The 18,013-nt window shown below is 69.4% G+C and carries 18 protein-coding genes; 14 read left to right on the top strand and 4 right to left on the bottom strand.

The window, feature by feature from the left end:
• Positions 1-103: 103 nt before the first annotated feature.
• From HD557_RS24505 to HD557_RS24485, 5 genes are all read left to right on the top strand, one after another.
• On the top strand, positions 104-1,321 hold the full coding sequence (locus HD557_RS24505) for an acetoin utilization protein AcuC (RefSeq protein WP_196875801.1): 1,218 nt from the start codon (positions 104-106) through the stop codon (positions 1,319-1,321).
• Positions 1,322-1,530: 209 nt separating this feature from the next.
• Positions 1,531-1,734 (top strand): helix-turn-helix domain-containing protein, encoded by a 204-nt coding sequence (locus HD557_RS24500; RefSeq protein WP_008356311.1) that lies wholly within the window; start codon positions 1,531-1,533, stop codon positions 1,732-1,734.
• A 185-nt stretch (positions 1,735-1,919) separates the two neighbouring features.
• A complete protein-coding gene (locus tag HD557_RS24495) occupies positions 1,920-2,021 on the top strand; it encodes a 30S ribosomal protein bS22 (protein WP_008356322.1) in 102 nt (33 codons plus the stop codon).
• 14 nt (positions 2,022-2,035) lie between these two features.
• Positions 2,036-3,055 (top strand): NAD-dependent epimerase/dehydratase family protein, encoded by a 1,020-nt coding sequence (locus HD557_RS24490; protein ID WP_196875800.1) that lies wholly within the window; start codon positions 2,036-2,038, stop codon positions 3,053-3,055.
• Entirely contained in the window at positions 3,048-4,004 is a 957-nt protein-coding gene (locus HD557_RS24485) for a lysophospholipid acyltransferase family protein (protein WP_008356325.1), read from the top strand. The genes HD557_RS24490 and HD557_RS24485 overlap by 8 nt, the downstream gene beginning before the upstream one ends.
• 104 nt (positions 4,005-4,108) lie before the next feature.
• Here the strand turns inward: HD557_RS24485 and HD557_RS24480 are convergent, their stop codons facing one another.
• From HD557_RS24480 to HD557_RS24470, 3 genes are all read right to left on the bottom strand, one after another.
• Positions 4,109-5,299, bottom strand: a complete 1,191-nt coding sequence (locus HD557_RS24480; protein WP_196875799.1) for a DUF5667 domain-containing protein — start codon at positions 5,297-5,299, stop codon at positions 4,109-4,111.
• Between the two features lie 142 nt (positions 5,300-5,441).
• Positions 5,442-6,191, bottom strand: coding sequence for a sigma-70 family RNA polymerase sigma factor (locus HD557_RS24475; RefSeq protein WP_231380442.1), 750 nt, complete (start codon positions 6,189-6,191; stop codon positions 5,442-5,444).
• A gap of 191 nt (positions 6,192-6,382) precedes the next feature.
• Positions 6,383-7,282, bottom strand: a complete 900-nt coding sequence (locus tag HD557_RS24470) for an HAD family hydrolase (RefSeq protein WP_008356330.1) — start codon at positions 7,280-7,282, stop codon at positions 6,383-6,385.
• A 57-nt stretch (positions 7,283-7,339) separates the two neighbouring features.
• On the opposite strand from HD557_RS24470, the gene HD557_RS24465 reads away from it, so the two are divergent.
• From HD557_RS24465 to HD557_RS24435, 7 genes are all read left to right on the top strand, one after another.
• Complete coding sequence (locus tag HD557_RS24465) at positions 7,340-7,579, top strand: glutaredoxin family protein (protein WP_008356331.1); 240 nt, start codon at positions 7,340-7,342, stop codon at positions 7,577-7,579.
• A gap of 178 nt (positions 7,580-7,757) precedes the next feature.
• A complete protein-coding gene (locus HD557_RS24460) occupies positions 7,758-8,483 on the top strand; it encodes a redox-sensing transcriptional repressor Rex (protein WP_050800533.1) in 726 nt (241 codons plus the stop codon).
• The gene (locus HD557_RS24455) at positions 8,480-9,814 is read left to right on the top strand and encodes a glutamyl-tRNA reductase (protein ID WP_008356336.1); all 1,335 of its coding nucleotides are present in this window, start codon (positions 8,480-8,482) and stop codon (positions 9,812-9,814) included. Before HD557_RS24460 ends, HD557_RS24455 begins: the two co-directional genes overlap by 4 nt.
• Positions 9,811-10,821 (top strand): hydroxymethylbilane synthase, encoded by a 1,011-nt coding sequence (gene hemC / locus HD557_RS24450; RefSeq protein WP_008356338.1) that lies wholly within the window; start codon positions 9,811-9,813, stop codon positions 10,819-10,821. Before HD557_RS24455 ends, hemC begins: the two co-directional genes overlap by 4 nt.
• A complete protein-coding gene (locus HD557_RS24445; protein ID WP_008356340.1) occupies positions 10,818-12,503 on the top strand; it encodes a bifunctional uroporphyrinogen-III C-methyltransferase/uroporphyrinogen-III synthase in 1,686 nt (561 codons plus the stop codon). Before hemC ends, HD557_RS24445 begins: the two co-directional genes overlap by 4 nt.
• Positions 12,504-12,598: 95 nt before the next feature.
• Positions 12,599-13,582 carry a porphobilinogen synthase gene (gene hemB, locus HD557_RS24440; RefSeq protein WP_196875798.1) on the top strand — a complete coding sequence of 328 codons (984 nt, stop codon included), beginning with the start codon at positions 12,599-12,601 and terminating at the stop codon, positions 13,580-13,582.
• Positions 13,583-13,648: 66 nt separating this feature from the next.
• Complete coding sequence (locus tag HD557_RS24435; protein WP_196875797.1) at positions 13,649-14,368, top strand: TetR/AcrR family transcriptional regulator; 720 nt, start codon at positions 13,649-13,651, stop codon at positions 14,366-14,368.
• Between the two features lie 58 nt (positions 14,369-14,426).
• Here HD557_RS24435 and HD557_RS24430 read toward each other — a convergent pair whose 3' ends face one another.
• The gene (locus tag HD557_RS24430; protein WP_196875796.1) at positions 14,427-15,710 is read right to left on the bottom strand and encodes a lytic transglycosylase domain-containing protein; all 1,284 of its coding nucleotides are present in this window, start codon (positions 15,708-15,710) and stop codon (positions 14,427-14,429) included.
• 274 nt (positions 15,711-15,984) lie between these two features.
• Here HD557_RS24430 and hemL point away from each other — a divergent pair, with 274 nt between their 5' ends.
• Both hemL and HD557_RS24420 read left to right on the top strand, forming a co-directional pair.
• A complete protein-coding gene (gene hemL, locus HD557_RS24425; RefSeq protein WP_196875795.1) occupies positions 15,985-17,325 on the top strand; it encodes a glutamate-1-semialdehyde 2,1-aminomutase in 1,341 nt (446 codons plus the stop codon).
• 11 nt (positions 17,326-17,336) lie between these two features.
• Positions 17,337-17,999 (top strand): histidine phosphatase family protein, encoded by a 663-nt coding sequence (locus HD557_RS24420; RefSeq protein WP_196875794.1) that lies wholly within the window; start codon positions 17,337-17,339, stop codon positions 17,997-17,999.
• Positions 18,000-18,013 lie beyond the last annotated feature (14 nt).

The following is an 18,013-nucleotide window of genomic DNA, read 5'->3' as shown; positions in this document are numbered from 1 at the left end:
GCTCAACAATCGGGTGGACCGCCTAGGAGGCGGACCACCACTGGGTGGAACGAATGCTGAACACGTCTCCAGTGTCGCACACGTCACGGATACCGTGTGGCCCATGACGACTCCGCCGACCGCTGCGCCGACCGCAGGACCCAACACCTGCCAGGGGCACTCGACGGTCGTCTACGACGAGAGCCTGGCCGACTACGACTTCGGCCCGACGCACCCGATGGCGCCGATCCGGGTGGACCTGACGATGCGCCTGGCCGGCGAGCTCGGAGTGCTCGACCACCTGAAGGTCGTCGAGGCGCCGATGGGCACCCCGGAGCAGCTGCTCACGATCCACGACGAGAGCTACATCGAGGCGGTCATCCGGGCCGGCAGGAGCGGTGAGTCGGATCTCGCCCACGGCCTGGGCACGGAGGACGACCCGGTCTTCCCGCACATCCACGACGCCAGCGCCCACATCGTCGGCGCGAGCATCGAGGCCTGCCGCCAGGTCTACTCCGGCGAGAGCCTCCACAGCGCCAACATCATGGGCGGCCTCCACCACGCGATGCGTGGACGCGCGGCCGGGTTCTGCATCTACAACGACGTCGCCGCCGGCATCCAGTGGCTCCTCGACCAGGGCGTCAAGAAGGTCGCCTACGTCGACGTGGACGTGCACCACGGGGACGGGGTCGAGCGGGCCTTCTGGAACGACCCGCGGGTCCTGACGATCTCGCTCCACGAGACCGGGCAGCTGCTCTTCCCCGGCACCGGCTTCGCCGAGGAGGTCGGTGGTCCCGAGGCCGAGGGGAGCGCCGTCAACGTCGCGCTGCCGCCGGGAACGGCCGACCACGGCTGGCTGCGCGCCTTCCACGCCGTCGTGCCGGACCTGATCCGGGAGTTCCAGCCGGAGATCCTGGTGACCCAGCAGGGCTGCGACTCCCACACCGACGACCCCCTCGCCGACCTCGCCCTCAGCGTGGACGGCCAGCGGGCTGCGTACGTCGCGCTGCACGAGCTCGCCCACGAGGTGTGTGCGGGCAAGTGGGTGGCGTTCGGCGGCGGCGGATATGCCGTGGTCGACGTGGTGCCACGCGCGTGGACCCACCTTCTTGCGCTAGTCTCGGGTAATCCCTTGGAGCCGACGCTCGACGTGCCAGGTGGCTGGCGCGAGCACGTGCAGACGCGCCTCGGGAGGGTCGCACCGTTGCGTATGACGGACGGGCGTGAACCGGCCTACCGCGACTGGGGAAGCGGGTATGACCCCGGCACGTGGCTGGACCGGCAGGTCCACGCGACTCGCACAGCGGTGTTCCCGCTGCACGGACTGGACCCGATGCCGTAGCCCCGGCACCTAGTTTCGAGCTGGTCTAGAAACCGCAGATCGTCGCGCCCAAAAGCAACTCGACACGCCGGTGGTATGTGAGATTGTCAAGGGTGTCCCCTTCCCCATCAGTCACATCAGGCCCTATTCTCACTTTGGGATCGCGTTTTGGACCAGCGGTGGGGAAGCCGCTGGCGTCGCGATCACTCGAGAGAGAACGGTGGAAGCAGATGGTTACTCCTTCTGGAGACATCTCTGACAGCAAGTTCCTGACCGTGGCCGAGGTTGCGTCGATGATGCGCGTCTCCAAGATGACGGTCTACCGGTTGGTTCACTCGGGCGAGCTGCCTGCGGTACGTGTCGGTCGTTCCTTCCGAGTTCGGGAGGACGACGCGAACGAATACCTCAAGAGCTCGTTCTACAACGCGGGCTAGTTGTCGGACCCCGCGCCCGAGCACGACGGGCGCGGGGGCAACACCCGTCTCGCCGGGTCACCGATTCTCTCTGGGTGCCCTGCCTTCGTTAGTCTTACCCCCTAGGTCTGTTTGCCGCGCGCTGCGGTGAGTGGCCGCGTCGGCACCGGGCCGGCATTCTCTGCAACGATCGTGAAGGGTTCCCCGTGGGTTCTGTCATCAAGAAGCGTCGCAAGCGCATGGCGAAGAAGAAGCACCGCAAGCTGCTCAAGAAGACTCGCGTCCAGCGCCGCAAGCTCGGCAAGTGACGTACGTGGCGTAGGTGGCGGAACGCACCGGACCCGGTCGGGTCCTCCTGGTCACCGGGGTCTCGCGTGACCTCGGGCGCCGTTTCGCGCGCGCTGCCGCCCGCCACCCGAACGTCGAGCGGGTGATCGGCGTCGATGTCGCCCCGCCACGCGGGGACATCGGCAAGGTCGGATTCGTCCGAGCCGACATCCGCAACCCGGTGATCGCCAAGGTGATCGCCAAGGAGGAGGTCGACACCGTCGTCCACCTCAGCGTCATCGCGACCCCCGGCACCACCGGGGGTCGTTCGACGATGAAGGAGCTCAACGTCATCGGGACGATGCAGCTCCTCGCGGCGTGCCAGACCGCGCCGTCCCTGCGCCAGGTCGTGGTGAAGTCGACGACCCAGGTCTACGGGGCGAGCAGCCGCGACCCGGCGATGTTCACCGAGTCGATGGAGCCGCGGCGCACCCCGTCCTCCGGCTATGCCCGCGACGTGGCCGACATCGAGTCCTACGTGCGCGGCTTCGCCCGGCGCCGTCCCGACGTGGCCGTCACGGTGCTGCGCTGCGCCAACGTCCTCGGACCGCGGGTGATCAGCCCGATCGCGTCCCACTTCCGGCGCACGGTCGTGCCCAACGTGCTCGGCTTCGACCCGCGCCTGCAGTTCCTTCACGAGCAGGACCTCTACGGCGTCCTCGAGCATGCCGTACGCACCGGGGTGCCCGGCACCTTCAACGTCGCCGGCGACGGCGTGCTGACCCATTCCCAGGTCGCCCGGCGACTGCAGCGGATGACCGTGCCGATCCCCGAGCCGCTGTTCGGCCTGGCGAGGTTCGGCGGCGGCGAGTATCCCGCCGAGCTGCGCGCGCTGCTGACCTACGGCCGCGGCGTCGACACCTCGCGGATGCGCTCCCTGCTGGGCTTCGAACCCCGATACACCACCGAGGAGACGGTCGTAGACTTTGCGGACAGCGTGATGCCGTCCGCCAACCGTGCCGACCGCGCGCTGGCCGCCTTGGAGAGCCGACTGACAGGAGCGCCCGGTGACTGAGTCCGCCGCCCAGGGTTTCATCGGCGCCACCACACGCGAGCGACACCCGTTGCGGGCGATCCCTGCGGCCGACTGGGCCGCGGCTCTGGAGAGCGCCGCCAAGGAGGTCTTCGGGGCCGAGTGGGAGGAGCAGCTGGCTCGGTTCATCGTGTTCCTGCGGCGCCGGATCTCGGGCGAATACTCGGTCGACGAATACGGCTTCGACCGCGAGCTCACCCAGCGCTTCCTCCTGGCCGTGCTGCGGCCGATCAAGGAGAAGTGGTTCCGGGTCGAGGTGCGCGGCATCGAGAACATCCCGGCGGACGGCGGCGCCCTGATCGTCTCCAACCACTCCGGCACGATCCCGATGGACGGCCTGATGACCATGGTCTCCATCCATGACGAGCTCGGACGCAACCTGCGGCCGCTCGGCGCCGATCTGGTCTTCCGGATGCCGATCGTCGGCAACATCGCCCGCAAGGCGGGTGCCACCCTGGCCTGCAGCGAGGACGCCGAGCGGATGCTCCGCAACGGCGAGCTCGTCGGCGTCTGGCCGGAGGGCTTCAAGGGCATCGGCAAGCCCTACAGCGAGCGCTACAAGCTGCAGCGCTTCGGCCGTGGCGGCTTCGTGTCCTCGGCGCTGCGCACCGGTGTCCCGATCGTCCCGCTCTCCGTCGTCGGCGCCGAGGAGATCTACCCGCTCGTCGGCAACATCCCGGCCCTCGCCAAGGTCCTCGGCGTGCCCTACCTGCCGATCACGCCGTTCTTCCCGCTTCTCGGGCCGCTGGGGCTCATCCCGCTCCCGTCGAAGTGGCTCATCGAGTTCGGCGAGCCGATCCGCACCGATGCGTACGACGCCTCGGAGGCCGACGACCCGATGCTGGTCTTCAACGTCACCGACCAGGTGCGCGAGACGATCCAGCAGACCCTCTACCGCCTGCTGGGCGAGCGCGCCTCCGTCTTCGGCTGACCCACCCAGGCCGAGGCGTCACCCCCGCCGGTCGAGAGGTCAGCGGCGCCGGCCGAGACGGCAGACGTCTGCCAGCTCGACCAGCGCCCGTGACGCCTCGGTGACTACGGGGTGAGCAGGCCGGTGGCGCCGGCGAGCACGTCGCCGACCAGGCCGGTGACGCCGGTGACCAGGCCGGTGACGGGGTCCGTCACGGTGCCGGTGTCGGTGTCGGGCTCCTCGGACGGACCGCCGTCGGAGGGCGTCGGCGTGGGCAGGATGCTGCCGTCGTCCTCGGGAGCCTCGGAGGGCTGCTCCTGGTCGTCGTCCTTCTCGTCCTTCGGGTCGGTCACCGAGCCGGGACCGATCTTGTCGGGATCGATGGAGGGCAGGTCGAGGGCGTTGTCGTCCGGGCTGAGCGGCGGCAGCGCCTCGGCCTCGACGACGGTGTCGGCCGGAAGCAGCCCGTCGATCTCGGAGGTGAGGCTGGAGACCAGCGTCGCAGGGAGCTCGGTGATGCCACCCTCGCAAGTGGGGCAGAGCTGGGCGGCGGCCTGGTCGATCAGCACGAGCGTCTGGGCGGCGTCGGAGACCGCCGGCTCGGCGCCCTCGGGGACCTGCGGGCTCAGCTCGGCCAGCTCCTCGACGCCATCGGCCGCGAACGTACGCAGCTGGGCGAGCGAGTCGTTGTCCTGGGACTTCTCGAAGTCGCTGATCAGCAGGTCGGAGCCGTGGGCGGCCTGTCGCGAGAAGGTCTCGAGGGTCGTGGTGACCCGCTCGGAGTCGGTCAGCGGCGCCTCGGCGACCAGCGACTTGGCCTCGCGCAGGCGGGTGCCGGCGTCCTCGAGGATCCGGATGCCGCGGGCCTGGGTGCTGACCGTGAATCCGGCGGAGACGTTCTCGACGGCACGCTTGACCGGGTAGAGCGAGTCCCCCGGAAGAGCGGTCTGCGACGCCGCGGCGGCGCCTGCGGTGCCACCGACGATCGCCATCGCGGCGAGGGCGACGGCCAGGTTGCGCTGCCGGCGCGGCCTGCGTACGGATCCGACGGTGAGCTTGCGCTCGACGGTCTTCTCCATGCGCGGCGCCGGCACGAGCTCGGTGTCGGCAGCCTCCATGAGGCGCTCACGGAGCGAGACGGAGAAGTCGCGGCGGGGCACGGCGGAGTCGCTGAGAGCGGAGAGCGACGAAGCGAGGGCTGCCAGATCGCGAAGCTCGTCGGCAGAATGCGAGGATCGCCGATCGGTCGCGGAGTACGCCGCGACCATTCGGTCGAACTCGTCGGCGCGCTTTCGCGCCGGAAACGCCGGGCTCATCGGATGGTTCCTACTCGGTATCGGCAGTGAGGGATTCGTCGAAACAGCTGTGCACAAGGGCCAGCCATGTCGGACAACGAGTCGCCCCGGCCGCGGGTTACGGCAACCGGTCGAGCATTCAAGGTGGTGCGGAACACAGTCATCAGCGGATCCCGTCAGGCATCTGCTTCGCGAGATTGCGGATCCCGCGCAGCTGGAGCTGTTTCACGGCTCCGTCGCTGCGTCCGAGGATAGCCGCTGTCTCGGCAATGGACAGCCCTTGGAGGAAACGCATGATGATGCAGTCGCGCTGCTCGTCGGGAAGCTTGGAGAGTGCGCCGAGCAGCATCTCGTTGGTGATCCCGGCCATCACGATCTTCTCGGGACCGTCGGCCGCGGAGTCGTGCAGACCCATGTCCTCGGTCGTCATCTCCAGGCGCGTACGTCCCGCCTTGAAGTGATCGGTGGCCAGGTTGCGGGCGATGGTCATCAGCCAGGCGCCGAAGTCCTTGCCCTGCCAGCGGAAGCCGGTCATCGAGCGCAGCGCCCGGAAGAAGGTCTCCGAGGTGAGGTCCTCGGCGACCTGGGTGGAGCGGGTCCGGTAGAAGAGGAACCGGTAGACCGCGCCGTGGTAGTGGTCGTAGAGGAGGCCGAACGCCTCCTTGTCGCCCTTGCGGGCGAGCTCGACCAGCGCGATCAGCCGGGTGCGGTCGGCCTCGGTCTCCTCCGAGGAGGCGGCGAGCTCGGTGTCGTCGTCGGGCTCGTTGTCCGAGCGCGGCTTCGTCTCGTGGGTGCCGCCCGAGCCGCGACGCTCGGGCTCGGCGAACGGACCGGTGGCACCTGCCACACCCGCGTAGGCGGGTTCGTAGCCCTCGTTCATCAGGAGTGCGACCGCAGCACGCAGCGCATCCAAGCGACGATGGACGTCATTGGCGCGGCGCGACATGTGGGTCCCTCCCGAAGACTCCCCCTGAGCGAGAGCAACCTTACGGGTTAGGGCATCCCGATGTCAGGTCCCGAGCCGAAGTCGTGTCGGCGTGTGGTGGCAATTTCCTGACACGGGGGTGAATACCCGCCCGTGCATACCGGTCGCCACCGGCCGGATCACTCCCGTCGTCCGCGCAGTGCGATCGCCACCGCGATCGCCCCGGTGGCGGCACCACCCAGCGCCGCGGTCACCACGCCGGCACGGGCGGCCTTGCGCCCGGTGCGGTAGTCCCGGATCGGCCAGCCCTTCTCGCGCGCGTGGGCGCGCAGGCGCGCGTCCGGGTTGATGGCGCACGGGTGTCCGACCAGCGAGAGCATCGGCAGATCGTTGTAGGAGTCGGAGTAGGCCGCACAGCGAGACAGGTCGAGATTCTCGCGCGCGGCGATCGCCTTGACCGCCTCCGCCTTGGCCGGTCCGTGCAGCATCTCGCCGACCAGCTCGCCGGTGTAGACACCGTCCTCGGTGGCCGCCACCGTGCCGAGGGCGCCGGTGAGCCCGAGCCGCTTGGCGATGACCCGGGCGGCCTCGACGGGCGCCGCGGTCACCAGCCACACCCGCTGTCCCTGGTCGATGTGGGTCTGTGCGAGCGCCCGGGTGCCGGGCCAGATCCGGTGGGCCATGCCCTCGTCGAAGATCTCCTCCATCAGGCTCTCGACCTCCTCGGCGCGGTGGCCGCGGATGAACGAGAGCGCCGACGAGCGCGCCGACTCCATGTGAGCCGGGTCCTCGACCCCTGCCACCCGGAAGTAGGCCTGCTTGTACGCGGCCGAGGCGATGTCCCGCGTACGGAAGAACTTGCGCCGATGCAGGCCGCGCGCGAGATGGAAGATCGTCGCGCCCTGCATGATCGTGTTGTCCACGTCGAAGAAGGCGGCCGCCGTCGGGTCTCCGCCTGCGGGGTAGAGCCAGGCTTCGATCTCCGCGGCCGCGGCCGATGCCTCGCCGGCGAGAGCCGAGCGGCGTTTGAGGTCTTTTCGCCGCAGCTCGGCGCGGCGGCGGTCGCTGGCGCTGCTCATTTCGCCAACAGTAGTGGTCCGGGAGCCGATGCGGGACCCAGGTGCCAAGATGGTCGGATGGAACCGCGTGTGACCTTCTACTCCCGTCAGGGCTGCCATCTGTGCGACGAGGCGAGGCTGGTCGTCGAGAAGGTGGTCGGGGACGACTACACCGAGGTCGACATCGACGCCGACGCCGAGCTGCGCGAGCGCTTCACGAACGAGGTCCCGGTGACGTACGTCGACGGGAAGCAGCACGACTTCTGGCGTGTCTCCGAGGAGCGGCTGAGGGCAGCGCTGGCGCGCTCCCCAGAATAACTGTCGATCGGCCCAATACCCTGAACAACCCCCCTCTGACAACTCCACAGACACGTGTGCTAGCCGACGCTCTGCGAGTTTGTTCTCGCGGTCACAAAGTCCGTATGGTGGCTGAGCCGCAGGGCGATCCCGGGCTAAAAAGCCCCCGTCTGTGGCGCCGGCATTGAAAGAGCAGAGCGTGACGGCACGGAGTACGAATACGGGCGAGGGCAGCGGTGCCCAGGACCCCCACCGGGACATCCCCGAGGCGACAGTCGCCCGGCTCCCGGTCTACCTCCGGGCACTGACCTCGCTCGCCGAGCGCAACATCGCCTCGTGCTCCTCCGAGGAGCTCGCGACGGCCGCCGGGGTCAACTCGGCCAAGCTGCGCAAGGACCTCTCCTACCTGGGCTCCTACGGCACCCGTGGGGTCGGCTACGACGTCGACTACCTGAGCTACCAGATCGCCCGTGAGATCGGTGTCACCCACGACTGGCCGGTCATCATCGTCGGTATCGGAAACCTCGGTCAGGCGCTGGCCAACTTCTCCGGCTTCAGCAGCCGCGGCTTCCGCACCGTGGCGCTCCTGGACGCCGCCGAGCAGATGCAGGGCCGCACGGTCGCCGGGCTCGAGGTCCGGCCGTTCGCCGACCTGGCCGAGATCGTCGCGGCCGAGCAGGTCTCCATCGGGGTCATCTCGGTGCCGGCGACCGCCGCCCAGGACGTCGCCGACGCGATGGTCGCAGCCGGCATCAGCAGCATCCTCAACTTCGCGCCCGCGGTGCTCAACGTGCCGCCGGGTGTCGACGTACGCAAGGTCGATCTCTCGATCGAGCTGCAGATCCTCGCGTATCACGAGTCGCGCAAGGCTGCAGAGGCAGACGAGACGGTGGACAATGGTTCCGAGGAAGGGATTACCGCATGAGTGTTCTGGTGGTCGGAATCTCCCACAACTCTGCGCCGGTCTCGCTGCTCGAGGCGGCGTCGGTGGACGCGGACGGTCTGCAGAAGCTCCTCACCGACGTGGCTGGTTGTGAGCACGTCAGCGAGGCAGCGGTCATCGCGACCTGCAACCGCCTCGAGATCTACACCGAGGTGGATCGCTTCCACGGCTCCGTCGAGGAGCTCTCCCGCCGCATCATCGAGGGCGCCGGCCAGACGCTCGAGACGATGCTGCCGCACCTCTACGTCCACTACGACGACGGCGCCGTCTCCCACCTGTTCAAGGTGGCCGCCGGGCTCGACTCGATGGCCGTGGGCGAGGGGCAGATCCTCGGTCAGGCCCGCGCCGCCCTGCAGCTCGGCCAGGAGATGGGCACGGTCGGACCGGCGCTCAACAGCCTGTTCCAGCAGGCGCTCCGGGTCGGCAAGCGCTCGCGCGCGGAGACCGACATCGACCGGGCCGCGCCGTCGCTGGTGACCGCGTCGCTGGTCCGTGCGGCCCGAGCCGTGGGTGACGTACGCGGCAAGCGGGTCGCCGTCGTCGGCGCCGGTGCGATGGCCGGGCTGGCCACCGCGACCGTCTCCCGGATGGAGGCCGCCGACGTCGTCGTGGTCAACCGCACCACGGCCAACGCCGAGCGCCTCGCCAAGGAGTACGCCGCACGCGCCGCCTCCCTCGACAAGCTGGCCGAGGAGGTCGCGGCCGCCGACATCGTGATCACCTGCGCGGGCGCCAGCGGGCTGCTCGTCCCGGCGGACATGGTCGGCGACCGCAGCGGCCACCCGGTCGCGCTGATCGATCTGGCCCTGCCCCACGACATCGACCCGGAGGCGGCGTCGCTCCCGGGTGTGACGCTGATCGACCTGGCCGCCCTCGCCGACGAGCTGCACGCCTCGCCCGCCGGCAAGGAGGTGCTCGCGGTCCGCGACATCGTCACCCAGGAGGTCGCGGCCTTCCTGAGCGCCCGTCGGCAGTCGGCCGTCACGCCGACCGTCGTCGCGCTGCGGAGCATGGCCACCGGCGTCGTCGACGCCGAGATGGAGCGCCTCGACAACAAGCTCCCCGACCTCGACGAGGCCACCAGGGCGGAGGTCCTCCGGACCGTACGCCGCGTGGCCGACAAGCTTCTCCACGAGCCGACCGTCCGGGTCAAGGAGCTCGCGAACGAGACCGGCGCGGTGTCCTACGCCGCGGCTCTCGCCGAGCTCTTCGCGCTCGACCAGAACGCGGTCTCGGCCGTCACCCGGGCCGACGTGCCTTCGTCAGGTGGACTCGACAAGCTCGACCACCGGAATCTTGGTGATCTCTCATGAGGACCCTCCGTCTCGGAACCCGCCGCTCCCAGCTCGCCGTCACGCAGTCGACCCTCGTCGCGGAGATGCTCCGCGCCCAGGGCCACATCGTCGAGCTGGTCGAGATCGTCTCCGACGGCGATCGCACCCAGGCGTCGAACACGCCGCTGACCAGCGCGAACTCGACGGGTGTCTTCGTCAGCGCGCTGCGCGACGCGCTCCACGCCAAGGAGATCGACCTCGCGGTCCACTCGCTCAAGGACCTGCCGACCTACCCCGAGGAGGGCATCGAGCTGGTCGCGATCCTGCCGCGCGAGGACCCGCGCGACGTGATCGTCGCCCGCGACGGCCTGACCCTCGGTGAGCTCCCGCCGGGCTCGCGGGTCGGCACCGGCTCGCCGCGGCGGGTCGCCCAGATCAAGGCCCTCGGCCTCGGCCTGGAGCTCGCCGGCATCCGCGGCAACGTGGACACCCGCATCGGCAAGGTCCGCTCCGGCGAGTTCGACGCGGTCGTCCTCGCGCGCGCCGGCCTGGCCCGCATCGACCGGCTCGACGAGGTCACCGAGGTCCTCGACCCGATCCAGGTGCTGCCCGCTCCTGGTCAGGGGGCCCTGGCGGTCGAGTGTCGCGAGGGCGACGCCGATGCCGACGTACGCAAGATTCTGACCTCCCTCGACGACGCGCCCACCCGAGCGGCAGTCGAGGCAGAACGCGCAGTGCTCGCCACCCTCGAAGGTGGCTGCGCCGCGCCCATCGGGACCCTCGCCGACGTGGTGGAGGGTGAGGAAGGACCAGAGCTGTGGGTGCGGGCAGTGGCGCTCTCACTCGACGGCTCGCTCTCGGTTCGACTCTCCGCATCGGGGCCGCTCGACGACGCCGCAGGCGTCGGCCGCCGGCTCGCCGAGGAGATGCTCGCCGAGGGTGCAGCAGACCTGACCGACGATCCCGCGGACCCAGGCCAGGCTGTCATGGACACGGGCGGTTCCCCCCAGACCGCTCCCGAGCAGGACAAGGTGCACAACGCATGACCCGAGCAAAGACCACCGAGCAGACGGCCGAGCACAGCTCGACCACCCCACTGGGCTGGGTGTCCTTCGTCGGCAGCGGTCCCGGTGACCCTGAGCTGCTGACGGTACGGGCGATCGACCTGTTGAAGCAGGCCGATGTTGTCGTGACCGAGGCCCCCGAGCACGCTTCGATGGTGCGCGGCGTACTCGGCATCCCCGAGCCGGTCGAGCCGGCCGAGGGTGAAGAGACCCCGGAACCGGTCGGACCCGAGTTCATCGACGGCGGGTTCGGCGTGGACGGCCAGCCGCTCGCCAACGCCGCCCGTGCCAAGGCCGTCGTCAAGCAGGCGAAGCTGGGCAAGCGCGTCGTGCGCCTCATGACCGGCGACCCCTTCCTCTACGCCTCCGGCCCCGAGGAGGCGCAGTCCTGCGCCAAGGCGGGCATCGGCTTCGAGATCGTCCCCGGCGTCTCGTCGGTGTCGGCCGTCCCGGCCTACGCCGGCATCCCGCTGACGACCAAGGACCACCAAGAGGTCGCGGTCGTGACCTGCAACGAGAAGATCGACTGGAGCCAGTACGCGGACAACCGCACGCTCGTCCTTCTCTCCGGTGTCGGCATGATCGGCGACATCGCCAAGGAGCTCGTCGCCGCGGGCCGTTCCGCCAAGACCCCGGTCGCGATCACCCGCGTCGGCACCACGACCGAGCAGGCGACGGTAGAGTCGACGCTGGAGAACATCGCCGTCGACGCTCGTGCCGCACGGATGGCGCCGCCGGCGATCGTGGTGATCGGCAAGGTGGTCAACTTGCGTGAGACGCTCTCGTGGTTCGAGACGAAGCCGCTCTTCGGCTGGCGCGTCCTGGTGCCGCGCACCAAGGAGCAGGCGCCGGCGCTGTCGCTGAAGCTGAAGGGCTTCGGCGCCGTGCCCGAGGAGGTCCCGACGATCTCCGTCGAGCCGCCGCGCAACCCGCAGCAGATGGACAAGGCCGTACGCGGCCTGGTCGAGGGTCGCTACAACTGGATCGCCTTCACCTCGATCAACGCGGTGCGCGCCGTGCGCGAGAAGTTCGACGAGTACGGCCTGGACTGCCGTGCCTTCTCCGGTCTGAAGATCGCCGCCGTCGGCGAGAAGACCGCGCAGGCGCTGGAGGCCTGGGGCCTGCGTCCCGACCTGGTGCCGCACACCGACAACCAGTCGGCCGCCGGCCTGCTCGAGGTGTGGCCGGAGTACGACGAAGACCTCGACCCGATCAACCGGGTCTTCCTCCCGCGTGCCGACATCGCCACGGAGAACCTCATCGCCGGCCTGGTCGACCTCGGCTGGGAGTGCGACGACGTGACCGCCTACCGCACGGTCCGGGCTGCTCCGCCGCCCGCGCCGACCCGCGACGCGATCAAGACGGGCAAGTTCGACGCGGTGGTCTTCACCTCCTCGTCCACGGTCCGCAACCTGGTCGGCATCGCGGGCAAGCCGCACACCTCCACGGTGATCGCGGCGATCGGTCCGGCCACCGCCAAGACCGCCGAGGAGCACGGCCTGCGGGTCGACGTGATGTCGCCGGAGCCGTCGATCGAGGCGCTCACCGAGGCGCTCGCCGCCTTCGGTGCCGCGCGTCGGGCCTCGCTGGTCGAGCAGGGCCTGCCGGTCACCAAGCCGTCCGACCGGCGCCCCGCCTCGCGCCGTCGTTCGCGTACTTCCTGAACCGACTGTTCCAACCGACAGCGGCGTGCTCCCGAGTGTGGGAGCACGCGGCTGTTGCACTACCGTGGAACGTACCCTTTTGCGATGGAGTGCAGATGAGCATCGAGAAGCCCGTGATCCGTCCCCGCCGGCTGCGCCGCACGCCGATCATGCGCCGGATGGTCGCGGAGACGGCCGTACGTCCCGCCAACCTGGTCCTGCCCGCGTTCGTGCGCGAGGGGATCAGCGAGCCCGTCCCGGTCTCGACCATGCCGGGCGTGGTCCAGCACACCCGTGAGTCGCTGCGTAAGGCGGCGGCCGAGGCGGCGGCGGCCGGTATCGGCGGGATCATGCTCTTCGGTGTCCCCGAGACGAAGGACGCGGTCGGCTCCGGTGCGCTGGACCCCGACGGCATCCTCAACGTGGCCATCGCCGACGTCGTCTCCGAGGTCGGCGACACGCTCACCGTGATGAGCGACCTGTGCCTGGACGAGTTCACCGACCACGGTCACTGCGGTGTGCTGGCCGAGGACGGCTCCGTCGACAACGACGCCACCCTTGAGATCTACGCCCAGATGGCGATCGCCCACGCCGAGGCCGGCGTCCACATGGTCGGCCCGTCCGGGATGATGGACGGCCAGGTCGCGGTCACCCGCGACGCCCTCGACGGCGCCGGCCACACCGACGTCTCGATCCTCGCCTACTCCGCGAAGTACGCCTCCGCCTTCTACGGCCCCTTCCGCGAGGCCGTCGACTCCTCGCTCAAGGGCGATCGGCGCACCTATCAGCAGGATCCGGCCAATGCACTGGAGGGTGTCCGCGAGGCGCTCCTTGACGTGGCCGAAGGCGCCGATATCGTGATGGTCAAGCCCGGGCTCCCGTATCTCGACGTTCTCCAGCGAGTGCGTGAGTCTGTCGATGTTCCGGTGGCTGCCTACAACATCTCAGGGGAGTTCGCGATGTTGGAAGCCGCGGCCGCGAACGGCTGGATCGACCGCGAACCGGCGATCCTGGAGACACTCACCGCCTTCAAGAGGGCGGGCGCGGACGTCATTCTGACCTACTGGGCCACGGAAGCAGCTGGCTGGCTGCGAGGCTGACGTTCTCGCCTGACAGCCCTCCCAGCTCTGTGACGTGGAACATATCCGGAGAGTAGACTCGAGACCGTGACCAATCGAGAGTTGGGCAGCCCCAAGCGCACCGGTCGGCCGCGCAACAGTGGACGTGATTCGGCGAATCCGCGCGAGGAGATCCTCAAAGAGGCATCCAGGCTCTTCACCGCTCAAGGGGTCGCCGCGACCACGATCAGTCAGATCGCCGAGTGCGTCGGGCTGCGCCAGTCCTCGATGTACTACTACTACAAGTCCAAGGAGGAGATCCTCTCCGCCTTGATGGAGAAGAACCGCGAGTCGCTGACGCTCGCGGAGAAGCTTCTCGAGGAGGACGGTCCCGTCGCCCCGCGGCTCTACGCCTTCCTCTACACCGACGTACGCCAGCTGTGCACCGCCCCGCTCGACTTCTACGAGCTCGAGGTGGCCGCGCTGGCGCAGCCGCAGGTCTTCGCGGGCTTCGAGGAGGACGGCGACAAGCTCCGCGCCGCGGCCGCCCAGCTCCTCGAGCTGGGTGTCGACAGCGGTGAGCTGCGCCAGACCGACCCGGCCGCCACCGCGCTGATGCTGCTCTCGCTCAACGAGGGCGCCCAGCACCGGCTCTGGCACGGCCGCCGTGAGGACGAGAGGGCCCCTGGGGGATCGGACGCCCTGGCCGAGTCGGTCGCCGACTACCACCTCAGCTCGCTCCTCGCCGACGCGTCCTCCCTGCCCGCCGTCCGCGAGGCCGGCCGCGACTTCGTGACCGAGTACGAGGACGACGAACCCGCCGCCTGAGCACCATCGAGAACGAGGAAGGGCCCCGCCGTGACGGCGGGGCCCTTCGGTTGTCGGATCAGTTGCCGGTGAGCGCACCGAACAGGCTGCCGAGAATGCCCTTGAGGATCAGCGTGAGGACGTTGCTGACGGTCGCGTTGACTTGCTCGAGCGTCTTGCCGGCCATGGCGTTCACGCACTGGGTCAACGCCTGGCCCGACTGGTTCGCGCTCAGGAGCGGGTACTTCGCCAGCTCCCTCTGGCACGCGCCGAGAATCTGGCTGGGCGTGGCGACGACCGTCTCGACCGTGTTCGTCAGCGGCTCGGTCACTGCTTCCGTGGACCCGCCAGTGCTCCCACCGTCGCCGCCGGTGCCGCCACCGGTGCCACCGCCGCCGGTGCTCCCACCAGGAGTCTCGCCGCCGGACGGAGCCTCGCTGGACGGGCCGGACGGGGACTGCGAGGAACCGCCGCGCGGGCCGGCCTGCTGGCCGCCCGCCCGGAGCTCGCGGCCCTTCTGCTTCGAGGACTTGGGAGCGTCCATCCGCGGGATGGCGTAGTCGACCGGGACCGTGCTGTTCGGGATCGACGTGAACTCACCGGAGCGGTAGGCCTCGGCGATACCGAGCACCGTCGTGACGTACGTCTGGCTGTGGTTGTAGCGGAAGACCGCGGCCCGTGCGCCCTGGTCGGTGGAGAGGTCGTCGTTGCCGGAGCAGAGGTAGACGGCGCTGGCGAGCGCGGCGTCGTTGATGTCCTGGGGGTTGCGCTTGCCGTCACCGTCGGCGTCGACGCCGACCATCGCCCAGGTCGAGGGGATGAACTGCATCGGCCCGACGGCGCGGTCATAGCTGGTGTCGCCGTCGTACTGTCCACCGTCGGTGTCGGTGATCTGGGAGACGTTGCCCTTGCCGTTGAGCGGCACCCCGTAGATGCCCGGGGTGGAGACGCCCTCGGCGGTGAGTCGGTTGTCGTTGGCGCGCCCGTGGTTGGACTCGACCCGGCCGATCGCGGCGATCAGCGGCCAGTCGATCCGGCAGGCGGCGTCCGCGGCGTTGATGACCGTGGCGGCGCGCTGGTAGGCGGCGAGGGCGGCGGACGGGATGCCGGCGGCGCTGGCCGTACCCGGGAGCGACTTGTCGCCCTGGTTGGTCGAGGCGGACACGCTGGCCGGCGCCTCGATCGCCTCGGACGGCACCGAGGTGCCGTCGGGCAGGCTGAACGCGTCGTCGTATCTCGTCCCTGATGCGGTGGCACTCGACTGCGTCAGACCGGTGACGTTGACCGTCCAGGCCGCGCTCAGCAGCGCGAGCGGGACGAGCGCGGTCGCCTTCTGAAGGCGGTTGTAGCGCGTAGCGGACATCGAATCTCCCTCTCAATCCCCAGGGCCTAAGGTCCCGGGTCTTGCTCCCCAAATCGCAACGTTCTCAACGAACCGTCTCACGTCAAAGTTACGCACGTCACGTTTTACTGGCACATTGCGTTCCAGTAAACGAGACGCCGATGACATGCACCGATGAGACGCAGGCTATGGCGGTTCGTGACGCGAGACGTCGGATTTCGTACGCATCGGTAACTCGATTCCGTGGCAGCCCGTGCATGGAGTGCAGCCCGGAATGGGGATTGCGGGTGGGTTGATGAAGAATGAGCCGGTGCCTCACGACATCTCACCCCTGTCCGCAGCGGCATCCGAAGCGCTCTTCGCCCGCGCGAAGGCCGTGACGCCGGGTGGCGTGAACTCACCCGTGCGCGCCTTCAACGCGGTCGGCGGCACGCCGCGTTTCATCCGCGAGGCGAAGGGGGCGTGGCTGACCGACGTCGACGGGAACGACTACGTCGACCTGATCTGCTCCTGGGGCCCGATGCTGCTGGGCCACGCCCACCCGGAGGTCCAGGCAGCGGTCCTGGCGGCTGTCGCGCGTGGCACGTCCTACGGGACCCCGACGACGCCCGAGGTCGAGCTGGCCGAGGCGATCGTCGAGCGGGCGCCGGTCGAGAAGGTGCGGTTCGTCAGCAGCGGCACCGAGGCGACGATGTCGGCCATCCGGCTGGCGCGAGGGTTCACCGGACGCGACGTGATCCTCAAGTTCGCCGGCAACTACCACGGCCATGTGGACTCGCTCCTCGCCAGCGCCGGCTCCGGCCTGGTCACCCACGCCATCCCGGGCACCCCGGGCGTGCCCGAGAGCAGCACCGAGCTCACCGTCGTGCTGCCCTACAACGACCGGGCCGCCGTGACCGCGGCGTTCGAGGAGTACCGGGGCCGGGTGGCCTGCCTGATCACCGAGGCCTCGCCGGGCAACATGGGCGTCGTGCCGCCGGAGCCCGGCTTCAACGAGTTCCTCGCGACCACGTGCAAGGACAACGGTGCCCTGTTCATCTCCGACGAGGTGATGACCGGGTTCCGGGCCAGCAAGCAGGGTCAGTGGGGGATCGACGGCAAGAACGAGGGCTGGACGCCCGACCTGGTCACCTTCGGCAAGGTGATGGGCGGCGGCTTCCCGGCGGCGGCCTTCGGTGGCCGCGCCGACGTGATGGGCTCGCTCAGCCCCGACGGGCCGGTCTACCAGGCCGGCACGCTCTCCGGGAACCCGGTCGCGACCACCGCCGGCCTCACCACGCTGCGGCTGGCGACCGACGAGGTCTACGACCACATCGGGAAGGCCGCGGAGACCGTCAAGGAGGCGATCGAGGAGAGCTTCACCAAGGTCGGCCTCCCGCACGTCATCCAGTCCACCGGCACGATGTTCTCGGTCTTCTTCACCGACAGGCCGGTGCGCAACTTCGACGAGGCCAAGACCACCGACGAGGTGGCGTACAAGGCCTTCTTCCACGCCATGCTCGACCAGGGCGTCTACCTGCCGCCGAGCGCCTACGAGGCCTGGTTCCTGTCCTCCGCCCACGACGAGCGGGCGATCTCCCGGATCACGGAGGCGCTTCCGTACGCCGCCGAGGCTGCTGCAAAGAGACTGTTGTGAAAGGTGAAGGGATGAGTATCGAGACCACGGTTCACCTGCTGCGTCATGGTGAGGTGCACAACCCGGAGGGCATCCTCTACGGGCGCCGGCCCGGGTTCAACCTCTCCGACCTCGGCCTGCAGATGGCCGAGCGGGTCGCCGACCGGATCGGCGGGCAGGACATCACCCACGTGATCTCCAGCCCGCTGGAGCGTGCCCGGCAGACCGCGGGGCCGCTGGCGAAGGCGCTGGGCCTCGACATCTCGCTCGACGAGCGGGTGCTCGAGTCGGAGAACCTCTTCGTCGGCAAGAGCTTCAAGGACGGCATGGGCCCGCTGAAGGACCCGAAGGTCTGGCCGAAGCTGCTCAACCCGTTCAGGCCGTCGTGGGGCGAGCCCTACCTGGAGATCGTGGCCCGGATGATGGCCGCGATCCACGACGCCCGGGACCTGGCGCGGGGCCACGAGGCGGTCATCGTCTCCCACCAGCTGCCGATCTGGACCACCCGGCTGCACATCGAGGGCCGCAGCTTCCTGCACGACCCGCGCCGCCGCCAGTGTGCGCTCTGCTCGCTGACCTCGCTGCACTTCGTCGACGACGAGTTCGTCGCGCTCTCCTACAGCGAGCCCGCCGGCGACATGCTGCCGGCGAAGGACAAGTACGCGCCGTTCTCGGCCGGCGACGCGGAAGATTAACGGGTCTCTCAGGT

This window comes from Nocardioides luteus (genome assembly GCF_015752315.1).
GTDB lineage: Bacteria > Actinomycetota > Actinomycetes > Propionibacteriales > Nocardioidaceae > Nocardioides.
The sequence above is the reverse complement of the archived record's forward strand: the minus strand, read 5'-3'. Positions and strand labels throughout refer to the sequence as shown.

Excerpts from the sequence above, each read along its gene's own strand:
- HD557_RS24505 (WP_196875801.1), top strand. The coding sequence starts at position 104 with ATGACGACTCCGCCGACCGCTGCGCCGACCGCAGGACCCAACACCTGC.
- HD557_RS24500 (WP_008356311.1), top strand. The coding sequence starts at position 1,531 with ATGGTTACTCCTTCTGGAGACATCTCTGACAGCAAGTTCCTGACCGTG.
- HD557_RS24480 (WP_196875799.1), bottom strand. The coding sequence starts at position 5,299 with ATGAGCCCGGCGTTTCCGGCGCGAAAGCGCGCCGACGAGTTCGACCGA.
- HD557_RS24470 (WP_008356330.1), bottom strand. The coding sequence starts at position 7,282 with ATGAGCAGCGCCAGCGACCGCCGCCGCGCCGAGCTGCGGCGAAAAGAC.
- HD557_RS24465 (WP_008356331.1), top strand. The coding sequence starts at position 7,340 with ATGGAACCGCGTGTGACCTTCTACTCCCGTCAGGGCTGCCATCTGTGC.
- HD557_RS24455 (WP_008356336.1), top strand. The coding sequence starts at position 8,480 with ATGAGTGTTCTGGTGGTCGGAATCTCCCACAACTCTGCGCCGGTCTCG.
- hemC (WP_008356338.1), top strand. The coding sequence starts at position 9,811 with ATGAGGACCCTCCGTCTCGGAACCCGCCGCTCCCAGCTCGCCGTCACG.
- HD557_RS24445 (WP_008356340.1), top strand. The coding sequence starts at position 10,818 with ATGACCCGAGCAAAGACCACCGAGCAGACGGCCGAGCACAGCTCGACC.
- hemB (WP_196875798.1), top strand. The coding sequence starts at position 12,599 with ATGAGCATCGAGAAGCCCGTGATCCGTCCCCGCCGGCTGCGCCGCACG.
- HD557_RS24430 (WP_196875796.1), bottom strand. The coding sequence starts at position 15,710 with ATGTCCGCTACGCGCTACAACCGCCTTCAGAAGGCGACCGCGCTCGTC.
- hemL (WP_196875795.1), top strand. The coding sequence starts at position 15,985 with ATGAAGAATGAGCCGGTGCCTCACGACATCTCACCCCTGTCCGCAGCG.
- HD557_RS24420 (WP_196875794.1), top strand. The coding sequence starts at position 17,337 with ATGAGTATCGAGACCACGGTTCACCTGCTGCGTCATGGTGAGGTGCAC.